Here is a 20,235-nt window from a genome sequence, read left to right on the forward strand (position 1 = left end):
GATGACCAAGCACGAGGAATTCGGCCTGAAGGCCGCGCCGTTCAAGAGCCGCTATGACAACTTCATCGGCGGTCAATGGGTGGCCCCGAAATCGGGCCGCTACATGGAAAACATCTCGCCCGTCACCGGCACGGTGGTCTGCGAGGTTGCCCGCTCGAACGCAGCCGATATCGAGGCCGCGCTGGACGCCGCCCATGCCGCCCGCCGCAAATGGGCCGCAACCAGCGTGACCGAACGGTCCAACATCCTGCTGAAGATCGCGGACCGGATCGAACAGAACCTTGAAGCCATCGCGATTGCCGAAACCTGGGACAACGGCAAGCCGCTGCGCGAGACGATGGCGGCCGACATCCCGCTGACCGTCGACCATTTCCGCTATTTCGCCGGGGCGATCCGCGCGCAGGAAGGCAGCATCGGCCAGATCGACGACGATACCGTCGCCTATCACTTTCACGAGCCGCTGGGCGTCGTCGGCCAGATCATCCCGTGGAACTTCCCCATCCTGATGGCCGCCTGGAAACTGGCCCCCGCGCTGGCCGCCGGCAATTGCGTGGTGCTGAAACCGGCGGAACAGACCCCCGCCTCGATCCTTTACCTGCTGTCCTTCATCGAGGATCTGCTGCCGCCCGGCGTTCTGAACGTGGTCAACGGGCTGGGCGAGGAAGCGGGCGCCGCGCTGGCCAAATCCCCGCGGATCGCCAAGATCGCCTTTACCGGATCGACCCCGGTCGGCAAGCTGATCATGCATTCGGCCGCCGACAACCTGACCAACATCACGCTGGAGCTGGGCGGCAAATCCCCCAACATCTTCTTTGAAGACGTGATGAATGAGGATGACGATTTCTTCGACAAGGCGCTGGAAGGTTTCACCCTGTTCGCGCTGAACCAGGGCGAGGTCTGCACCTGCCCCAGCCGCGCGCTGATCCAGGAATCGATCTATGACCGCTTCATGGAACGCGCGCTGAAGCGGGTCGAGGCGATCATTGCGGGCGATCCGCGCGCCGGCAACACCATGATCGGCGCTCAGGCCAGCCAGGAACAATACGACAAGATCCTGCGCTACATGGACATCGGCATGAACGAAGGCGCCAAGGTGCTGACGGGGGGCGGTGCGAACCAGTTCAACGGCGACATCTCCTCGGGCTATTACATCAAGCCGACGGTGTTCGAGGGCCACAACAAGATGCGGATCTTCCAGGAAGAGATCTTTGGCCCCGTCGTCTCGGTGACCACGTTCAAGACCCCGGACGAGGCCATCGAGATCGCCAATGACACCGTCTTCGGCCTTGGCGCCGGGGTGTGGTCGCGAGATGCCAACACCGCCTATCGCGCCGGCCGCGCGATCGAGGCCGGGCGGGTCTGGACCAACTGCTATCACCTCTATCCGGCCGGCGCGGCCTTTGGCGGCTACAAGCAGTCGGGCATCGGGCGCGAGACGCACAAGATGATGCTGGACCACTATCAGGAAACCAAGAACCTGCTGGTCAGCTACAACCCGAAGAAGCTGGGCTTCTTCTGATCCTCCAAGGGTCCGGGCCTGTTGCGCCCGGACCCTTGGCCACCCCGGTGCGCCGCCCCTCTCTGACCGCGCCGGGGCGGCCCCTTTTGCCCGATTCCCCGGCTTTTTCGCCGCGCTTCCCGCTCTGGGCGGCTATGTCGCAGGTTCCCGCTTCCCTCTCGGCGCGCGCCCGCCTATGACACCAGAAGTGAATTCCGGGGGATTGCATGGCGCATATCATCGTCGTGGGGAATGAAAAGGGCGGCTCCGGCAAGTCCACCACCTGCATGCATGTGGCAACCGCGCTGGCGCGGTCGGGCTTTCGCGTCGGCGCGCTGGATCTGGACCTGCGCCAGCGCACCTTCGGGCGCTATGTGGAAAACCGCATCGCCTTTGCTCAGAAATCCGGCCTTGCGCTGCCCACCCCCGACATGCGCGATCTGCCCGAGGTCGAGGCAGGCCAGCTGCAACCGGGCGAGAATGCCTATGACCACCGCCTGTCGGCCGCCGTCTCGGCGCTGGACGCGGGCAGCGACTTCATCGTCATCGACTGCCCTGGCAGCCACACCCGGCTGAGCCAGCTGGCCCATTCGCTGGCCGATACGCTGATCACCCCGATGAACGACAGCTTCATCGACTTTGACCTGCTGGCCCGGATCGACCCCGAGACGAACAAGATCCTTGGCCCGTCGATCTATTCCGAAATGGTCTGGCAGGCCCGCCAGCTGCGCGCGCAGGCAGGGCTGAAGCCCATCGACTGGATCGTGCTGCGCAACCGTCTGGGCGCCCAGCAGATGCACAACAAGAAAAAGGTCGGCAAGGCGCTGGAAGACCTGTCGCGCCGCATCGGCTTTCGCGTCATTCCCGGCTTTTCCGAACGCGTCATCTTTCGCGAGCTGTTCCCGCGCGGGCTGACGCTGCTGGACCTGAAGGATGTCGGGGTCGACAACCTCAACATCTCGAACGTCGCCGCCCGGCAGGAATTGCGCGACCTGATGCGCGCGGTGAACCTGCCGGGGGTCGACGTCGCGTTCTGAACCGCGGGGGCGCATGGCCCCCACGGCACGCCTGACCTAGATCAGGATCAGATCGGCCCCGGTATAGCCCGAGTTCAGGATCTGGAAATCCGCCACATCGAACGTGCCAGTCAGATCGACGCGGAAGTCATAGCCTGCCGTTCCGTCCAGCCCCAGGAAGATGGACGTCACGCCCCCCGAACTCTGGATCTGGGCCTGACCCGCGACGATCCCGGTCCCGTCGCCGGATGTCAGGCTGTTGACCCCGACCCCGCTCAGGCGCAGGAAATCGCCAACCTCGGCATCGGCGATCAGGTCCACGCCGGCGTCCGACATGCTGAACCAGAACTGGTCAGCCCCCGCCCCGCCAAAGAGCACATCGTCACCGGCACCCCCGTTCAGGATGTCGGCCCCGGCGGCGCCGCGCAGCGTGTCGTTGCCGCCATGGCCGAACATGTTGTCGGACCGGGCCGATCCGGTCAGGTCGAACTGTTCGACGGCGTAATAGTCCAGGCTGAACGCCCCGTCCGCGCTGCGCAGCGAATACCAGCCGTTCGAGACATAGACCGACCTGACCCCCATCTCTGCCATCGCAGCACTGCCGATCAGCGTATCGGTCCCGGCACCGCCATCGACCGAATGGTGCAGCCCCTGACCCAGATTGACCAGATCGTTGCCTGCCCCTGTCGACAGCACATGGTTGCCGGTCGAGGCCGACAGGTCGATCACGTCATCGCCTTCCCCGGTGCTCAGCTGCACGTTCTCGATGCTGGTCAGGTTGCTGCCGTTGTTCGACAGCACCCCTGCCCCACTGGCGTCCAGCGTCAGATGGTGCACCAGCGTGGAGGCGGACAGGTTCATCACCCAGGTATCGTCGCCGTAGCCGCCCGAGATGCGGTCAGCCCCGCCCGTGCCGCCATTGAGCACGTCATTGCCGCCTCCCCCGATCAGCGTGTCCGCCAGCGCGCCGCCATCCAGCAGATCACCCGCCAGGCCGCCCTTCACGTTGAACCGCTCGATCGCGTAGTGATCGGTTGCCATCGTGCCATCGGTATCGCCATAGCGATACCAGCCGTTCGACGTGTACCAGTTGGACACCCGCGAGGTTGCCGAGGAATAGTCCAGCACCAGAATATCGGTGCCGGCCCCGCCATTGACCACGTCAAAGCCCAGACCCAGGGCAATCTTGTCCCTGCCGTCGCCCGCATTCACCGTATCGTCCAGCGCATAGCCTGCGGTGCTGATGTCATCGTTGCCGATCCCCAGAGACAGGTTCACAGCCTCGATCCGGCGCACCGAAAAGCCGGCAGCCACCATCTGCGCGGTGGACTGGCTGGCAGCGGCATTGAGCACCATATCGCCGGACAAGGCGGTCAGGTCCGCCTCCCACCGGTCATTGCCGGCGCCTCCGTCGATCATGGCCGTTCCCGCACCACTGTTCAGCACATCGTCCCCGATGCCGCCGCGCAGGGTATCGCGCAGGGCACCCCCGGTCAGCACATCGTCATTGTTGCCACCGTTGACGCTGAACTGCTCTACCGCATAGTGATCGACATAGTGCACATCGTTGCCGACCGCATAGCGATACCAGCCGTTCGAGGTATAGCGGTTCGTCACCGCCTCGGTCTGCGCGGAATAGTCGAGGATCAGCAGATCGGTCCCGTCGCCTGCATTGAAGGTGTCATGCCCGGTCCCAAGATTGACCGTGTCATCTCCGGCAGCGCCCGTCACCCAGTCATCCAGCGCGAACCCCTGCGTGCTGATGCTGTCGTCCCCCGCGCCCAGCGTCAGCCCGACCCGCTCGATATTGCGCAGATCGAAAGACCGTGCCGTCATCTGCGAATTCGCCTGACTGTCGGCCGCGTCAAAGATCGCCGCAACGCTCAGCGCGCCAAGGTTCGCCTCCCACAGATCGTTGCCTTCGCCACCGTCGATGGTGGCCCGGCCCTCGCCGCTGTTCAGCGTATCGTCGCCCAGACCGCCGCGCAGCGTGTCCTTGTCGCTGCCGCCGCCCAGCCAGTCGTTGCCAGCCCCGCCGGTCAGGTCGAACCGCTCGATCCCATAGTAATCGACGCGGTCCCCGGCCTTGTCGGAATAGCGATACCAGCCGTTCGCGGTATAGCGATGGATGATATTGTCGCTGATCGCCCCCCAGTTCATCACCAGCGTATCGGTTCCGGCGCCCCCGTCGACCGTATCCTTGCCGCGACCGGTCGAGATGACATCATTGCCGTCGTTGCCGTAGATGCTGTCGTTATAGGCCTCGGCATGGGCGGTCAGCCTGTCGTTGCCCTTGCCGGACAGGGCGTGGATCGCTTCGATCCCCAGAATGCTGGCAACGCTTGCGGTGTCGGTGTTCAGATCGATGGTGAGGCCCGTGGTCAGCGCGCCGAAATTCGCTTGCCAGGTATCAATGCCGTCGCCGCCCTGAATCGTGTCATTGCCGCCAGCACCGTTCAGCCAGTCGTTTCCGCCATTTCCGATCAGCTTGTCATTGCCATCGGCACCCCAAAGCGAATCGCCCGCGCTGCCGCCGGTCAGCCAGAACTGCTCGACCCCGTAGAAATCGACCGAGCGCGAGCCGTCGGCATCGGCCAGCTTGTGCCAGCCGTTGGCGGTATAGACCTGGGTGATCCGGCTGGTCGCCGCCGAGAAATCGGCGTCCAGGCGGTCGAAACCGGCGCCGCCATTATAGCTGGAGACGCCCGACTTGACGCGGAACACGTCATCTCCGGCCCCTGCGTCAAAGCTGTGGTTCCCGGTCACGCTGCGCACGTTCAGCAGGTCGGCCCCCGACCCCGATGCCAGCGTCACCTCCTCGATCCGCCGCACCTGCGCGCCGGTGGCGGCAACCGTCACCCAGTCGGTCGGCAACAGCGAGATCTTCACATCGACGTTCAGCCCGCTGTAGTCGGCGATCCAGCGATCCTTGCCGATCCCGCCGTCAATGCTGTCAGCCCCCAGCCCGCTGGTGATTCGGTCATTCCCCGCCCCGCCCGACAGGCTGTCATTCAGCCCGGCGCCGTTCAGAACGTCATCGCCCGCACCGAACCACAGCTCGTAGCGTTCAAAGCCGTAATGGTCGATCCGGTTGAAGAAATCATCGGTATAGGTATACCAACCATTTGCCACATAACGATAATCAATGTTGGACGAAAGCGTCCTGTAGTCCACTCGCAAGGTATCGGTTCCACCTTCGCCGTTCACCGAATATTGGCCGGTCGGTGTCACGGTGACCAGATCATCGCCCGATCCGGTAGGCAGACCAGTGAGTGCCATTGTCTTCCTCCATGGACAAATTCCAGAAGAAAGATGTATCCGCGCCAGCCCGGAAACCTTGATCTGCCGCAAACGACAGCTTGCGCGCAAAACAAAACCCCCGGCCGATGGCCGGGGGTCTTTTCTGTCGGGCTGCGCCTATCAGGCCAGGGTGCGTTCCACCGTCTCACGCTCGAAGATCTCGATGACATCGCCGGGGCGGATGTCTTCGTAGCGTTCAAAGGCCATGCCGCATTCCTGACCGGACTGCACTTCCTTGACCTCGTCCTTGAAGCGCTTGAGCGTCTTGAGCGTGCCTTCGTGGATGACCACGTTGTCGCGCAGCAGGCGCACGCCGGCCGAGCGCCGGGCCACGCCTTCGGTGACAAGACAGCCCGCCACGTTGCCGGCGCCAGTGATACGGAAGACTTCCTTGATCTGCGCATAGCCGATGAAGTGCTCGCGCACTTCGTCCTTGAGCAGGCCCGAGGCGGCCTTCTTGATATCGTCGATCAGGTCATAGATGATCGAATAATACCGGATCTCGACGCCCTTTTGCTGGGCCGAATTGCGGGCCGTCGCATTGGCACGGACGTTGAAGCCGATGATCGGCGCGCGGCTGGCCTCGGCCAGGCCCACGTCCGAATCGGTGATCGCGCCGACGCCATAGTGCAGCACGCGCACGCGGACCTCGTCGTTGCCGACCTTTTCCAGCGCCTGAACGATCGCCTCGGCAGAGCCCTGCACGTCGGCTTTCACCAGAACCGGCAGCTCGGCCACGTCCTGATCGGCCTTGGCCTTGGCCATCAGCTGTTCCAGCGTGGTCGCGGCCCCGGCGGCGGCGCGTTTGTCCTTGGCGGCCTGTTCGCGGTAATCCGCGATCTCGCGCGCCTGCGCTTCGGTATCGACCACGTTCAGAACGTCACCGGCTTCGGGCGTGCCATTGAGACCCAGCACCTCGACCGGAACCGAAGGCCCGGCTTCGCTGATGGTGTCGCCCTTGTCGCTGATCAGCGCGCGGACCTTGCCCCACTTCTCGCCGACGACGAAGATGTCGCCGCGCTTGAGCGTGCCGTTCTGCACGAGAACGGTGGCAACCGGGCCACGGCCCACGTCCAGCTTGGCCTCGATCACGGCGCCCATGGCGGCACGGTTCGGGTTGGCCTTCAGCTCCAGGATCTCAGCCTGCAGCGAGATCGCCTCGAGCAGGTTGTCGAGCCCCTTGCCAGTCAGCGCCGAAACCTCGACGTCCTGCACGTCACCCGACATTTCCTCGACGACGACTTCATGCTGAAGCAGTTCGGTCCGCACCCGCTGCGGGTTGGCCGACGGCTTGTCGCATTTGTTGATCGCGACGATCATCGGAACCTTGGCGGCCTTGGCGTGGTTGATCGCCTCGATGGTCTGCGGCATGACCGAATCGTCGGCCGCCACCACCAGAACCACGATATCCGTCACCTGCGCGCCACGGGCCCGCATCGAGGTAAAGGCCGCGTGGCCAGGCGTATCGAGGAAGGTCACCAGCGAGCCGTTCGGCGTCGTCACCTGATAGGCGCCGATATGCTGGGTGATCCCGCCAGCCTCGCCCGAGACGACATTCGCCTTGCGGATCGCATCCAGCAGCGAGGTCTTGCCGTGGTCGACGTGGCCCATGATGGTCACGACCGGCGGGCGGCCGACCAGATCCTCGGCCTTGTCCTCGACAGTGTCGATGACCTGCTCGACGTCGGCATCCGAGACGCGCACGGCGCGGTGGCCGAATTCCTCGATCACCAGTTCGGCCGTGTCGGCGTCGATGGCCTGGTTCATGCTGACCATCATGCCCATCTTCATCAGGCTCTTGACGACATCGGCGGCACGTTCGGCCATCCGGTTCGCCAGTTCCTGCACCACGATGGTTTCGGGCAACTGCACGTCACGCGATTGCTTTTCAGCCTTCTGGCCAAAGCCCATCGCCTTCTGGCGGGCCTTTTCCTGCTTGCGCTTCATGGCCGCAAGGCTGCGCTGACGGCCGCCTTCGCCACCGTCCAGCGCGGCGGTCAGGGTCAGCTTGCCAGCCCGGCGGCTTTCGTCGGCGCCTTTGGCACGGGCGGCGCGCTCGCGGTCTTCCCGCTCGCGTTCACGGTCGGTCTTGCGCGGGCTGGGGCCGGGACGCGAGCTGCCACGATCCTCGGGGGGCGGGCCAGGCTGCACGGCCGGCGCCGAAGACGCCGCAGCCGCAGCCACCTTGGCAGGCGCATTGGCCGCGCGACGGGCGATTTCCGCCTCGCGCTTGGCCTTGGCCTCTTCCTCGGCTTTCAGGCGCTCTTCTTCCTCGGCCTTGCGGCGCGCGGCTTCGGCCAGCTCGCGCTCTTCACGCTCGCGGGCTTCCAGTTCATCGCGCTTGCGCTGACGCTCTTCCTCGCGGGCCTTTTCATCGGCGGCGCGCTGCGCAGCCTCATCGGCTTCGCGGGCCTTGGCGGCGCGAAGGGCGGCCAGACGCCGCTCCATTTCAGCGTCCGAGATCCCGGCCGGGCGGCGCGACGGGTCGCCAAGCGGCTGCGAGCCACCAGAAGCCCCGGCTGCACCCGGCTTCTGCGGCACCACCACGCGCTTGCGCTTGACCTCCACGGCGACATTCTTCGTGCGGCCGTGGCTGAAGCTTTGCTTCACCTGGCCCGGGCCACGCGCCCCGCCACCCAGACCAAGGGGTTTCTTGCCGTCAGTATCGCTCATGCCGTTTTCGTATCCTTCCCGGCAGTCCTGCCGCCGAACTGCTTGCCCGATGCCTGCGCCACCTTGCGCAGGCCAGCAAGCCTTGCCGCTTCCTCTACAACACGTCTTTCGAGTCCGCCAGCCGCAAGCGCGCCGTGTATCGCACGTTCGCGGCCGAAAGCCAAACCCAATTCCTGCGCACTCAGGCAGCCGATCAGGCTGTCCGGGCCGCGCGGCGGGCGCAATCGCCCGCGTTCGCGTTCCGATCCGTCAAAGGCCTGGATCAGAACCTCGGCCTGGTCCTTTTCAAGCCAGTCCTTGACCTTTTCCAGACCGGCGACCGCCTGCCCTGCCTTGCGCGCCATGGCGATCAGATCGACCACCCGGCGCGCCAGCCCGGCATCGACCAGCGCCACCAGATCCGGCGCGATGGTCAGCTGCGTGCGAGCGGCGCGCGAGAACAGGTTCTTTGCCACCGCCTTGTCCAGCGCCGCCTTGTCGGCGGCGACATAGAACCCGCGACCGGGCAGCTTGCCCAGCAGGTCAGGCACAACCTGACCGTCGGGTCCGGCGACAAAGCGGATCAGCCCGCCTTTCGGCTGGCTTTCCCCGGTCGCAATGCACTTGCGTTCCGGATCCGTACCGTCCTTGTCCCTGCCACCTCGCGTCACGGGTTACACCGAGGCCCTGTTCAGGCCTCGTCCTCCTCGGTTTCCTCGGCCTCTTCGGCTTCGGCTTCCAGTTCGGTCGGGTCGACCCAGCCCAGCATGACACGGGCGGTCATGATCAGGGTCTGCGCCTCTTCCAGCGACATGTCGAAGGATTCAAGGATCCCCTCGTCCTTCTTGCGCTGGCCGTTCTCGGTGGTCCATCCGCCAGCCAGCTCCCAATCGGCGCAGGTGGCGAAATCTTCCAGGGTCTTGATACCCTCTTTGCCAAGGGCCTCCAGCATCTGGGGAGTGAGGCCGTCAAATTCAATGAGGCTTTCCTCGACACCCATCTTGCGGGCGGCTTCCAGCGCCTTGCGGGCCTGCTCTTCCAGATAGTCGCGGGCGCGGGCCTGCAGTTCCTCGGCGGTCGATTCGTCGAAGCCGTCGATCGACAGCAGCTCGTCCTGCTCGACGTAGGCGACTTCCTCGAGGTTGGTGAACCCTTCGGCCACCAGCAGCTGCGCCATCATCTCGTCGACGTCCAGCGTGTCCATGAACAGTTTGGTGCGTTCGGCGAACTCGGCCTGACGACGGGCCGATTCGTCGGCCTCGGTCAGGATGTCGATATCCAGGTTGGTCAGCTGGCTGGCCAGACGCACGTTCTGACCGCGCCGGCCGATGGCCAGCGACAGCTGTTCATCCGGAACCACGACCTCGATCTTGCTGGCATCCTCGTCAAAGACGACCTTGGACACCTCGGCCGGTTGCAGCGCGTTCACAAGGAACGTGGCCACATCCTGGTTCCACGGGATGATGTCGATCTTTTCGCCCTGCAGCTCGTTCACCACGGCCTGCACACGGCTGCCGCGCATACCGACGCAGGCGCCGACCGGGTCGATCGAATTGTCATAGCTGATGACGGCGATCTTGGCGCGCGATCCCGGATCGCGGGCGCAGGCCTTGATCTCGATGATGCCATCGTAGATTTCCGGCACTTCCATCTTGAACAGTGCCATCATGAATTCCGGCGCGGTGCGCGACAGGAAGACCTGCGGGCCGCGCGCCTCGCGGCGCACATCTTTCACATAGGCGCGGATGCGGTCGCCGATGCGATAGGATTCGCGGCCGATCTTGTCGTTGCGGCGCAGGATGCCTTCGCCCCGGCCGATGTCGACAATGATGTTGCCGTATTCTTCGCGCTTGACGGTGCCATTGATGATGGTGCCGACGCGGTCCTTGAATTCTTCGTACTGGCGGTCACGCTCGGCCTCGCGGACCTTTTGCAAGATCACCTGCTTGGCCGATTGCGCGGCGATGCGGCCCAGATCGACCGGCGGCACCTCGTCGACGATCTCGTCGCCGATCTGCGGGTCGCGCAGGTAGCTTTTCGCCTGCTTGACAGTCAGCTGCGCATGGTGGTTTTCCACCGCGTCATCTTCAACCACGGTGCGCACACGGGCAAAGGTGGCCCGGCCCGTCTTGCGGTCAATCGAGACGCGGATGTCCATTTCGGCGCCATAGCGCGACTTGGCAGCACGGGCGAGGCTGTCTTCCATCGCCTGGATCACCAGGTCCGGGTCGATCATCTTCTCGCGCGCCACCGCCTCGGCGGTTTGCAGAAGTTCGAGCTGGTTGGCAGAGGTAATGGCCATTGCGGGCTCCTGTCAGTGCCTGGTGGGCGCGGTGTCGTCTTCGTCCGCGTCGTCGGTGTCTTCTTCGGTCTCGATCCCGTCGAGCCCGTCTTCGTCGATGTCGGCGCCGTCAAAGGCCCCCGATTCCTTGCGCTGGCGCAGCATTTCCGCGATCAGCTCGTCGGTCAGCAGCAGCTTGGCATCGGACAGCCAGTCGAACTTGAGCCCGATGGTCACATCCTCGCCGCCTTCTTCCAGCGTGATCAGCACCTCGTCGCCTTCGGTGCCGGCCAGGATCCCCTTGAAGCGGCGCCGGCCGTCGATCAGCTCGGTCGTCTCGATGCGGGCCTCATAGCCTTCCCACATGTCGAAGTCCTTGAGCCGGGTCAGCGGACGGTCGATGCCGGGGCTCGACACCTCGAGCGTATAATTGTCCTCGATGGGATCCTCGACATCCAGCACGGCAGAGACGGCGGTGGAAATCCTGGCGCAGTCATCGACGTTGATCCCGCCATCCGGCCGGTCGGCCATGATTTGCAGGATCCGCGTCTTGCCGCCCATCAGGCGGATGCGCACCAGTTCATAGCCCAGACCCTCGATGGTGGGCTGGATGATGGACGCAAGGCGCCGGTCGATGGCGGTCTTGGCGATAAGGTCAGAAGTGAGGTCGGACATGGGGAACCCCAGAAACGAAAAACGGGCCGTAAGCGGCCCGTGCGATCTTCCGGTGGGCCGCCGGTTTGGACCCGGTAGCGCCGCTGTTGAGGAGCATATAGCGGGGACCTGGCAAAATAGCAAGTGGGCGCTGGCGGCAAGCGTCGCAGCGGGGGTTTCACACCCCCGCACCCCCGTGGGATATTTATGGACAGATGAAGGGGGCGCCGTTTTTTTCAGGCAGTCAGCCCGCTTGCAGGGCGGCGCCATCGTGCCCGGAGATCGGGGCCGAGATGATGGCGCCTTCCGGCTGGTCGGCGGTAAAGCGCACTTCGGTGAACTGTTCGGTCCGGCCCATGCGGGGGGATTCGGTGAGGATGCGGTGGGTCTGGCCGATCTGGGCGCTCAGGTGGCGGGTCAGCGCCGTCTCGCCCACTGCCCGCAGGGCGGCCGCGCGCTCGCGGATCAGGGGGCCGGCAAGTTGCGGCATCCGGGCCGCCGGGGTGCCCTTGCGGGGGCTGAAGGGGAAGACATGCAGGAAGGTCAGGCCGCAATCCTGGACCAGCGCGAGCGAATTGTCGAAATGTGTCTCGGTCTCGGTCGGGAAGCCGGCAATGATGTCGGCACCAAAGACGATGTCGGGGCGCAGGGACCGGGCCTCATTGCAAAAGCGGATGGCATCGTCGCGGTTGTGGCGGCGCTTCATCCGCTTGAGGATCAGGTTGTCGCCATGCTGCAGGCTCAGGTGCAGATGCGGCATCAGGCGCGGCTCGGTGGCGATGGCGCGCATGAGGTTTTCATCCGCCTCGATACTGTCGATGGAACTGATGCGCAGGCGTGGCAGACCAGGGACCAGCCGCAGGATGCGCATCACCAGATCGCCCAGACGCGGCTCGCCCGGCAGATCGGCGCCCCAACTGGTCAGATCGACGCCGGTCAGCACGACTTCCAGAAAACCCTTGTCCACCAGACGCTTGATCTGGTCCACGACCACCCCCGCAGGGACCGAGCGCGAATTGCCCCGCCCGAACGGGATGATGCAGAAGGTGCAGCGGTGATCGCAGCCGTTCTGCACCTGGACATAGGCACGGTGGCGCCCGAAGCCGTCGATCAGGTGACCGGCAGTTTCGCGCACCGACATGATGTCATCGACCTGCACCCGTTCGGTCGTGCCGATCAGGTCGGGCACCATGGCGTTCCAGGTGGCGAGCAGCATCTTTTCGGTGTTGCCGATCACGCGCGTGACCTCGGGCATGGCGGCGAAGGTTTCGGGTTCGGTCTGGGCGGCACAGCCGGTGACGATGATCGGCGCGTCCGGGTTTTCGCGCCGGATGCGGCGGATTTCCTGGCGGGCCTTGCGCACGGCCTCGGCGGTCACGGCGCAGGTGTTGACCACATGGGCGCCGTGAACGCCCGCCTGTTCGGCCAGTTCCTTCATTGCCTCGGATTCATAGGCGTTCAGGCGGCAGCCAAGGGTGTGGAACACCGGCGCGCTCATGCCAGCTCGCCCCGGAACACCAGCGCGGTGGGGCCGGTCATCCAGACGCCATCGTCGCGCCAGTCGATTTCCAGCGTGCCGCCATCGACATCGACCGTCACCCGCCGCCCGGTCAGGCCGCGCAGATGCGCCGCAACGGCCGTCGCGCAGGTGCCGGATCCGCAGGCCAGCGTGATGCCCGTGCCGCGTTCCCACACCCGCATCCGCAGCCGATCAGGGCCGCTGACCGAGGCGAATTCCACATTGGTCGCCTGCGGAAACAGCGGATGATGTTCGATCGCGGCACCTTCGCGCGCCACATCGACCGAATCGGCATCCGGCACGAAGAACACGCAATGCGGGTTGCCCATGCCGACAGCGACCGGATCGCCGGGGATGGGGGGGTGCAGCGGGTCGGTGCCGGGGGCCAGCGGGATCTGTGCCGCCTCGAGCAGCGGGGGGCCCATGTTGACAGCTGTCAACGTGCCGTCCACGTCAACCGCCTGCAGCACTCCGCGATCCGTGCGGATGGTCACGGCGGATTTGCCGGTTTCATCCAGCAGCAGCCGCCCGACACAGCGGGTGGCATTGCCGCACGCGCCCGCAATGCTGCCATCGGCGTTCCAGAACACCAGCCGGGCATCGGCGCCATCATCGGGCAGAATCTCGGCCAGCTGATCGAATCCAACGCCCCGATGCCGGTCGCCCAGCCGCTGCGCAAGCGCAGCCGTCACCCGGCGCCCACCGGCGCGGCGATCAATCACCACAAAATCGTTACCCAGGCCGTGCATCTTGAGAAAGCCGACCGGGCCCAAGGTTTCTTGCGTATCCATGGCGGCGATATACGCCCGCCCCAAACTTTTCGCCAGTGCCCGTGCATTTTTCCGTTTCGGCCTCTTGACCCCCCCCGCCGCCCCCGTTAGGAGAGCCCGCAGAGAGTGGGCCCGTAGCTCAGTTGGTAGAGCAACTGACTTTTAATCAGTGGGTCACAGGTTCGAATCCTGTCGGGCTCACCACTTGAACAAAAGGCCCGGGCATTGCGCCCGGGCCTTTGTGTTTTCCACCCCGCGCCCATCGCCCTTCCGGCCAAAAAACCGCGTAACGTCAGGTCACTGGCCTGAGGCGCCGCAATCTGGGCAAAAGTTCTGGACAGGTGTTCAAATTCTGACGTTACTTCGCCCGCGGGAGTGGAGGCCCGGGCGGGAGGACATCGGAACATGGACGAGATCACGTTTGACTATGTGATCGTCGGCGGGGGTTCGGCAGGGTCGGTCCTGGCGGCCCGGCTCAGCGAAGATGGCGTCACCCGCGTCTGCCTGCTGGAGGCGGGCGGCTAGGGCGATCACATCCTGATCCGCGCCCCGGCAGGGGTCGTGGGCATGTTGCCCGGATATGGCAAAATCTCGAACTGGGCCTATCAGACGATCCCGCAGGCAGGGTTGAACGGGCGGCGGGGCTATCAGCCGCGCGGCAAGGCGCTTGGCGGATCAAGCGCGATCAATGCCATGCTGTATGTGCGCGGCCACAGGGCGGATTACGACGACTGGGTCCGCGAGGGCTGCACGGGCTGGGGCTGGGATGACTGCCTGCCCTATTTCCGAAAGGCCGAGAACAACGAGAACGGCGCCGACGCCTTTCACGGGGACAGCGGGCCGCTGCAGGTGTCCAACCAGAAATCGCCGCGCCCGATCAGCCGGGCCTTTGTGCAGGCGGCCAGCGAATGCCAGCACCGCGAGGTGGCCGATTTCAATACCGGCGACAATGAAGGGGTCGGCCTGTTTCAGGTGACCCAGTTCCATGACCCTGCCAGGAACGGCGAGCGGTGTTCGGCGGCGGCGGCCTATCTGTTGCCGGTGCGGGCCGGCCGGCCGAACCTGACCATCATCACCCGCGCCCATGCCACCCGCATCCTGACCGAGGGGCGGCGCGCCACCGGCGTTGCCTATCGCAAGGGCGGCGCCGATCACAAGGTCCGTGCCGCGCGCGAGGTGATCCTGTCGGGCGGTGCCTTCAACAGCCCGCAGTTGCTGATGCTGTCGGGGATCGGCCCGGCCGAGCAGATCCGGCGCCAAGGCATTGCGGTGGTCCACGACCTGCCCGGCGTTGGCCAGAACCTTCAGGATCATCTGGATTTCATCCTGTCCTATACATCCAGGGACACTGACACTTTCGGCATCGGCCTTGCAGGCGGGCTGAACCTGGTGCGGCACATCCTGCGCTGGCGCAAGGATGGCACCGGCATGATCGCCACGCCCTTTGCCGAAGGCTGCGCCTTTCTGAAGACCGATCTCTCGCTGGACCGGCCCGACATCCAGCTGCATTTCGTGATCTCGGTCGTCGATGATCATGCCCGGCGGCTGCACATGGGCCATGGCTTCAGCTGCCACGTCTGCAAGCTGCGCCCCGAAAGCCGGGGCGAGGTGGTCTTGCAAAGCCCCGATCCGATGGCCGCGCCGGGGATCGACCCGCGCTATCTGTCGGCGCCCGGCGATCTGGACACGACGATCCGGGGCGCGCGGATGACCCAGGCGATTCTCGAATCGCCCGCGATGGCCCGCTATCGCCACAAGCCGATGTATGGCGTGACCACCGACATGAGCGATGCCGACTGGGAACGCCATATCCGCGCCCGCGCCGATACGATCTATCACCCCGTCGGCACCTGCCGGATGGGCAAGGACAGGATGGCCGTGGTCGACCCGGCGCTGAAGGTGCATGGCATGGACGGTCTGCGGGTCGTCGATGCCTCGGTCATGCCGCGGCTGGTCAGCGGCAATACGAATGCCCCCACCATCATGATCGCCGAGCGCGCCGCCGACATGATCCGGGGAAGAAATCCTGCGGCCACCGCCGCAGCGCACGTCTGAAGAGAGGAAGCACGATGTTTGGCACCATGATGTCCATGCCGCTGACGATCACTTCGCTGATCGTTCACGCGGGAAAATACCACGGAGGCACCGAAGTGGTCTCGGTCGAGACCGACGGCACCGTCAGCCATTCGACCTGGGCCGACGTGGCGCGCAACGCCCGCCGGCTGGCCTCGGCGCTGGAAATGCGCGGTGTGGACCCTGGCGCGCGCTGCGGCACCCTTGCGTGGAACAACCGCCGGCATCTGGAAATCTATTTCGGCGTCGCCGGCAGCGGGCGCGTGACCCATACGCTGAACCCGCGCCTGACGCCCGAGCAGATGATCTACATCATCAGCCATGCCGAGGATCAGGTGCTGTTCTTCGACCGCACCTTCCTGCCCGCCATCGCCAAGCTGCGTCCGATGCTGAAAACCGTGCGTGACGTTGTGCTTATGGGCCCGCGCGATGCCGAAGCCGAGGCCGCCATCCAAGGGCTGCTGTTCTATGACGAGCTGCTGGAGATCGGCAGCGCCGACGAGCCCTGGCCCGATCTGGACGAAAACAGCCCCGCTGCGCTGTGCTATACCTCGGGCACCACGGGCAACCCCAAGGGGGTGCAATATACCCACCGCTCGACCGTGCTGCATTCCATCGCGGGCAATCAGCCGGATGGGCTTGCGATTTCCGCCCGCGACACGGTGATGCCGGTGGTGCCGATGTTCCACGTCAACGCCTGGGGCGTGCCCTATATTGCGGCGGCGACGGGGGCCAAGCTGGTGCTGCCGGGGCAGAACCTGGACGGCGAAAGCCTGGCCCGGCTGATCGACGCCGAACAGGTCACGCTGTCGCTGGGCGTGCCGACGATCTGGATGGGGCTGCTGGCCGGCCTTGCCAAGACCGGGTCCAAGGCCGCCTCGATGAAGCGCACGGTGGTGGGCGGCTCGGCGCTGCCGCCCTCGATGATCGTCGAGTTCCGCGACAAATACGGGGTCGAGCTGATCCACGCCTGGGGCATGACCGAAACCTCGCCGCTGGGCACGGTGAACAACCTCTTGCAAAAGCACACCGGCCTGCCCGCCGACCAGCGCGCCAAGCTGCGCGAATCGCAAGGCCGCCCGCCATGGGGGGTCGAGCTGCGCATCGTCGACGAAACCGGGCGCGAGCTGCCCTGTGACGGCACCACCCAGGGCGAGCTGCAAATCCGCGGCCACTGGATCCTGGAAAGCTATTACGGCCAGTCGAAATCGGCGCTGACGGTAGACGGCTGGTTCGACACGGGCGATGTGGCGACCATCGACCCCGATGGCTACATGGTGATCCGCGACAGGTCCAAGGACATCATCAAGTCCGGGGGCGAATGGATCTCGACCGTCGAGCTGGAAAACATCGCCATCGGCCATCCCAAGATCGCCAATGCCGCCGCGATTGCCGCGCGCCATCCGAAATGGGACGAACGCCCGGTGGTAATTGCCGTGCCCGCCCAGGGCGAGACCCCGACCGAGGCCGAGATCCTTGCCTCGTATGAGGGCAAGGTTGCCAAATGGCAGGTGCCGGACCGGGTGATCTTTGTCGATGCGCTGCCGCTGGGGGCGACGGGCAAGGTGGTCAAGGTCAAGCTGCGCGAGACCTATGGCGATGTGCTGATGGGGCAGGACGCCTGATGCTGCACCGGCCCCCTGTCCAGGCGCCCGATACCGGGATCGTCACCTTGCCGGGGGGCCGGGCATGACGCGGATCGACAAGATCTCGCAGTTGCACCGCAAGGCCGAGGAAAAATCGGCCAAACGCCTGCGCAAGAAGGAAGAGCTGGCCACGGCCGCCATCGGCGTGCTCAAGCAGCTGGGTTATGCGCGCACCAGCCTGCGCGACATTGCCAAAGCCTCGGGCCTGTCGGTCGGCACGCTGCACTATTACTTCGAGGACAAGGTCGATCTGATCGGCTTTTGCGTCCAGCGCTACAAGTCGGCCTTTCTGGACGAGATGGGCGCCATTTTGAACGGCCCGGCCGAAGGCGAGGTTCTGGCCCGCAACCTTGTGCGCGGGCTGGCGCATTCCATCCTTCGCAACGCCGAGACCCATCGCCTGTGGTATGATTTCCGGTCTCAGGCGATGTTTGACCCCGCCTTCCGCGAGGTGGTGGCCGATATCGAGGATGCCGTGATTGAGGTGGTCTCGCGCCTGCTGGACCGGCTGGGACAGACCGGGGCCGATGTGATGCCGGCCTATTTCCTGCTGGACGGCGCGTTTCGCTATTACCTGCAGCGCCATCTGGCTGGCGACAGCACGGCCGCCGCAACCTTCGAGCAGGCCATCGCGGATGTGCTGGTCCGGCTGGCCCCGACCTTGCCCCGGCAAGGCGCCTGTTCCTTGCAGGCGTCCTGACCGGGCCGCCAGGGATCAGCGGGCTGCGGCGGAAGTCAGGCGTCGCGGCAGGATCAGCCCGCCGCCAGCGCTGCGGCGATCCGGTCGGCGAGGCGGCGGGCGACCTCGTCCTTGCCCATCATCGGCCAGCTTTCCGCCCCGGCATCAGAGATGATGGTGACGGCGTTGGAACTGCCCCCCATGATCCCGGTATCGGGCCGCACGTCATTGGCAACGATCCAGTCACACCCCTTGCGCAGCCGCTTGGCGGTGGCATGTTCGATGACCGTATCGGTCTCGGCCGCAAAGCCGACGACCAGACCTGGGCGCGCGCTGGCATGTTTCGAAACGGTGGCCAGAATGTCGGGGTTTTCCGCGAATTCCAGCGCCGGGGCACGGCCCGAGCCATCCTTTTTCATCTTGGACCCGGCGGCATTGGCCACGCGCCAGTCGGCGACGGCGGCCGCCATCACGGCCGCATCCACCGGCAGGGCGGCCTGCACGGCCTCCAGCATCTGGCGGGCGGTTTCCACCCGGACCACCTGAACGCCCTGCGGCGGCGGCACGCTGGCCGGGCCGGTCACGAACACCACCTGCGCCCCCAGATCGCGCAGCGCCGCCGCCAGCGCCGTGCCCTGCGCGCCCGAGGATCGGTTGGCAATATAGCGCACCGGATCAATCGGTTCGTGGGTCGGGCCCGAGGTCACCAGAATGCGCCGCCCGGCCAGCGGGCCATCCGCCAGTTCGGTTTCCATGGCGGCCAGAATATCGGCAGGCTCGACCATCCGCCCCGGCCCGAATTCGCCGCAGGCCATCGGCCCGGCAATCGGCCCGATCACCCGCACGCCATCGGCCAGCAGCGTGGCCAGGTTGCGCTGCGTTGCCGGATGTTCCCACATCCGCACGTTCATGGCGGGCGCGATCATCACCGGCTTGTCCGTCGCCATCAGCAGCGTCGAGGCCAGATCGTCAGCATGGCCCCCCGCCATCTTGGCCATCAGATCGGCGGTCGCCGGCACCACCACCACCAGATCGGCCGCGCGCGACAGCTGGATATGGCCCATCTCGGCCTCTTCGGTCAGGTCGAACAGATCGAGGTGCACCTTGTGCCCGGCCAGCGCCCCCACGGTCAGGGGCGTCACGAACTGCGCCCCCGCCCGCGTCAGCACCGGCACGACCGAGGCGCCCCGTTCCCTCAGCTTGCGGATCAGATCCACCGCCTTGAACGCGGCAATGCCGCCCCCGATGATCAGAAGGATGCGCTTGCCTGCGATCATGCCGCTCTCTCCCTGCCAGCCCGGCCCCTGCTTAGCACCCTTTCGCCTTTAACGGGAATGCCTGGCTGCACTGCAGCGCAAGAAACTCAGGGCAGCAACCGCTCGGCCGCCTGGGTCAGATCCATCTGGTGATCGAAATGGCCGGTGGACAGGAACTCCAGCACCTCAGCGATCACCAGCGGGGAATTCATCAGGAAGGTGTGCGTGACCGGCAGGACGATATGATCCGCCATCCCCGCCACTCGCGTGCTTTCGACCGAGACCTTGCCATCGTCCGGCCCGGTGATCATCGCCGAGGAAATCGGGTTCAACGAGCGATCCCCCGCAATCACCCCCAGCGGAAAATCGGCCGGCGGCAAGCCCTTGGGCACTGACCGGCCATCGGTCCCCAGTTCAAGCCCCGCAGGGCCATTGACCCATTCAAAGGCGCCAAGGCTGCCCAGCTTGTCGACCAGCTCTGACCCCTTGTTCGGCGGCGCCAGCATGACGACCCGGCCCAGATGCGCCAGCCGGTGATGCGCCAGCCAGTCGCGCACCAGAATGCCGCCCATGGAATGGGTGACGAAATGCACCGTCTGCTCTGGCCCGCATTCGGCGACGGCCGGGCCGACATGCGCCTCGGCCAGGGCATGCACGGTGCCTTCGGTCGAAGGATAGCCCTGATTGACCACGCGGTAGCCCTTGGAGTCCAGCGCGGCCTGCATGACCAGCAATGATGCCTCGGTCCGTGCAAGCCCATGCAGCAGCACCACGCAATCGGCACGGGCCGTCAAGGGGATCAGCGCAAGGACAAGGGGCAGGACCAGTTTCATGGCCCAAGGGTGGGGCGGCGCAAGGATGGCTGCAAGAGGGCGCTGGACTTTCCCAGGG

General features: G+C 65.4%; 13 protein-coding genes, 1 tRNA gene and 1 pseudogene. 6 read left to right on the forward strand and 9 right to left on the reverse strand.

The window, feature by feature from the left end; translation table 11 throughout:
• Position 1 precedes the first annotated feature (1 nt).
• Positions 2–1,519 carry an aldehyde dehydrogenase gene (gene adh, locus G481_RS0105470; RefSeq protein WP_028029127.1) on the forward strand — a complete coding sequence of 506 codons (1,518 nt, stop codon included), beginning with the start codon at positions 2–4 and terminating at the stop codon, positions 1,517–1,519.
• A 206-nt stretch (positions 1,520–1,725) separates the two neighbouring features.
• Entirely contained in the window at positions 1,726–2,535 is an 810-nt protein-coding gene (locus G481_RS0105475; protein WP_028029128.1) for a division plane positioning ATPase MipZ, read from the forward strand.
• Positions 2,536–2,571: 36 nt separating this feature from the next.
• On the opposite strand, the gene G481_RS0105480 is transcribed toward G481_RS0105475, so the two are convergent.
• The 7 genes from G481_RS0105480 to dapF form a co-directional block, all read right to left on the reverse strand.
• Positions 2,572–5,793, reverse strand: coding sequence for a beta strand repeat-containing protein (locus tag G481_RS0105480; protein ID WP_028029129.1), 3,222 nt, complete (start codon positions 5,791–5,793; stop codon positions 2,572–2,574).
• 141 nt (positions 5,794–5,934) lie between these two features.
• Complete coding sequence (gene infB / locus G481_RS0105485) at positions 5,935–8,487, reverse strand: translation initiation factor IF-2 (protein WP_028029130.1); 2,553 nt, start codon at positions 8,485–8,487, stop codon at positions 5,935–5,937.
• On the reverse strand, positions 8,484–9,137 hold the full coding sequence (locus G481_RS0105490) for an RNA-binding protein (RefSeq protein WP_028029131.1): 654 nt from the start codon (positions 9,135–9,137) through the stop codon (positions 8,484–8,486). Before G481_RS0105490 ends, infB begins: the two co-directional genes overlap by 4 nt.
• A gap of 20 nt (positions 9,138–9,157) precedes the next feature.
• Positions 9,158–10,768 carry a transcription termination factor NusA gene (nusA, locus tag G481_RS0105495; RefSeq protein WP_028029132.1) on the reverse strand — a complete coding sequence of 537 codons (1,611 nt, stop codon included), beginning with the start codon at positions 10,766–10,768 and terminating at the stop codon, positions 9,158–9,160.
• A 12-nt stretch (positions 10,769–10,780) separates the two neighbouring features.
• On the reverse strand, positions 10,781–11,422 hold the full coding sequence (gene rimP / locus G481_RS0105500; RefSeq protein WP_035025233.1) for a ribosome maturation factor RimP: 642 nt from the start codon (positions 11,420–11,422) through the stop codon (positions 10,781–10,783).
• A gap of 223 nt (positions 11,423–11,645) precedes the next feature.
• A complete protein-coding gene (gene mtaB, locus G481_RS0105505) occupies positions 11,646–12,899 on the reverse strand; it encodes a tRNA (N(6)-L-threonylcarbamoyladenosine(37)-C(2))-methylthiotransferase MtaB (protein ID WP_028029134.1) in 1,254 nt (417 codons plus the stop codon).
• Positions 12,896–13,711, reverse strand: coding sequence for a diaminopimelate epimerase (gene dapF / locus G481_RS0105510; protein ID WP_028029135.1), 816 nt, complete (start codon positions 13,709–13,711; stop codon positions 12,896–12,898). The genes mtaB and dapF overlap by 4 nt, the downstream gene beginning before the upstream one ends.
• Positions 13,712–13,818: 107 nt before the next feature.
• On the opposite strand from dapF, the gene G481_RS0105515 reads away from it, so the two are divergent.
• The 4 genes and pseudogenes from G481_RS0105515 to G481_RS22935 all read left to right on the forward strand — a co-directional run bounded on the left by G481_RS0105515 (position 13,819) and on the right by G481_RS22935 (position 18,109).
• A tRNA-Lys gene (locus G481_RS0105515) sits at positions 13,819–13,894 on the forward strand.
• A gap of 210 nt (positions 13,895–14,104) precedes the next feature.
• Positions 14,105–15,745, forward strand: a pseudogene (locus G481_RS22930) (GMC family oxidoreductase).
• 14 nt (positions 15,746–15,759) lie between these two features.
• Complete coding sequence (locus G481_RS0105525; protein WP_028029136.1) at positions 15,760–17,388, forward strand: long-chain fatty acid--CoA ligase; 1,629 nt, start codon at positions 15,760–15,762, stop codon at positions 17,386–17,388.
• Between the two features lie 64 nt (positions 17,389–17,452).
• Entirely contained in the window at positions 17,453–18,109 is a 657-nt protein-coding gene (locus tag G481_RS22935) for a TetR/AcrR family transcriptional regulator (RefSeq protein WP_051294324.1), read from the forward strand.
• A gap of 53 nt (positions 18,110–18,162) precedes the next feature.
• Here the strand turns inward: G481_RS22935 and coaBC are convergent, their stop codons facing one another.
• Positions 18,163–19,365, reverse strand: a complete 1,203-nt coding sequence (coaBC, locus tag G481_RS0105535; protein WP_028029137.1) for a bifunctional phosphopantothenoylcysteine decarboxylase/phosphopantothenate--cysteine ligase CoaBC — start codon at positions 19,363–19,365, stop codon at positions 18,163–18,165.
• Between the two features lie 86 nt (positions 19,366–19,451).
• The gene (locus tag G481_RS0105540; RefSeq protein WP_028029138.1) at positions 19,452–20,177 is read right to left on the reverse strand and encodes a lipase family protein; all 726 of its coding nucleotides are present in this window, start codon (positions 20,175–20,177) and stop codon (positions 19,452–19,454) included.
• Between the last annotated feature and the right edge of the window lie 58 nt (positions 20,178–20,235).

It is taken from the genome of Gemmobacter nectariphilus DSM 15620 (assembly GCF_000429765.1).
Taxonomy (GTDB): domain Bacteria; phylum Pseudomonadota; class Alphaproteobacteria; order Rhodobacterales; family Rhodobacteraceae; genus Wagnerdoeblera; species Wagnerdoeblera nectariphila.

Excerpts from the sequence above, each read along its gene's own strand:
- G481_RS0105525 (WP_028029136.1), top strand. The coding sequence starts at position 15,760 with ATGTTTGGCACCATGATGTCCATGCCGCTGACGATCACTTCGCTGATC.
- mtaB (WP_028029134.1), bottom strand. The coding sequence starts at position 12,899 with ATGAGCGCGCCGGTGTTCCACACCCTTGGCTGCCGCCTGAACGCCTAT.
- G481_RS0105540 (WP_028029138.1), bottom strand. The coding sequence starts at position 20,177 with ATGAAACTGGTCCTGCCCCTTGTCCTTGCGCTGATCCCCTTGACGGCC.
- G481_RS0105480 (WP_028029129.1), bottom strand. The coding sequence starts at position 5,793 with ATGGCACTCACTGGTCTGCCTACCGGATCGGGCGATGATCTGGTCACC.
- G481_RS0105475 (WP_028029128.1), top strand. The coding sequence starts at position 1,726 with ATGGCGCATATCATCGTCGTGGGGAATGAAAAGGGCGGCTCCGGCAAG.
- adh (WP_028029127.1), top strand. The coding sequence starts at position 2 with ATGACCAAGCACGAGGAATTCGGCCTGAAGGCCGCGCCGTTCAAGAGC.
- coaBC (WP_028029137.1), bottom strand. The coding sequence starts at position 19,365 with ATGATCGCAGGCAAGCGCATCCTTCTGATCATCGGGGGCGGCATTGCC.
- nusA (WP_028029132.1), bottom strand. The coding sequence starts at position 10,768 with ATGGCCATTACCTCTGCCAACCAGCTCGAACTTCTGCAAACCGCCGAG.
- G481_RS22935 (WP_051294324.1), top strand. The coding sequence starts at position 17,453 with ATGACGCGGATCGACAAGATCTCGCAGTTGCACCGCAAGGCCGAGGAA.
- infB (WP_028029130.1), bottom strand. The coding sequence starts at position 8,487 with ATGAGCGATACTGACGGCAAGAAACCCCTTGGTCTGGGTGGCGGGGCG.
- dapF (WP_028029135.1), bottom strand. The coding sequence starts at position 13,711 with ATGGATACGCAAGAAACCTTGGGCCCGGTCGGCTTTCTCAAGATGCAC.
- rimP (WP_035025233.1), bottom strand. The coding sequence starts at position 11,422 with ATGTCCGACCTCACTTCTGACCTTATCGCCAAGACCGCCATCGACCGG.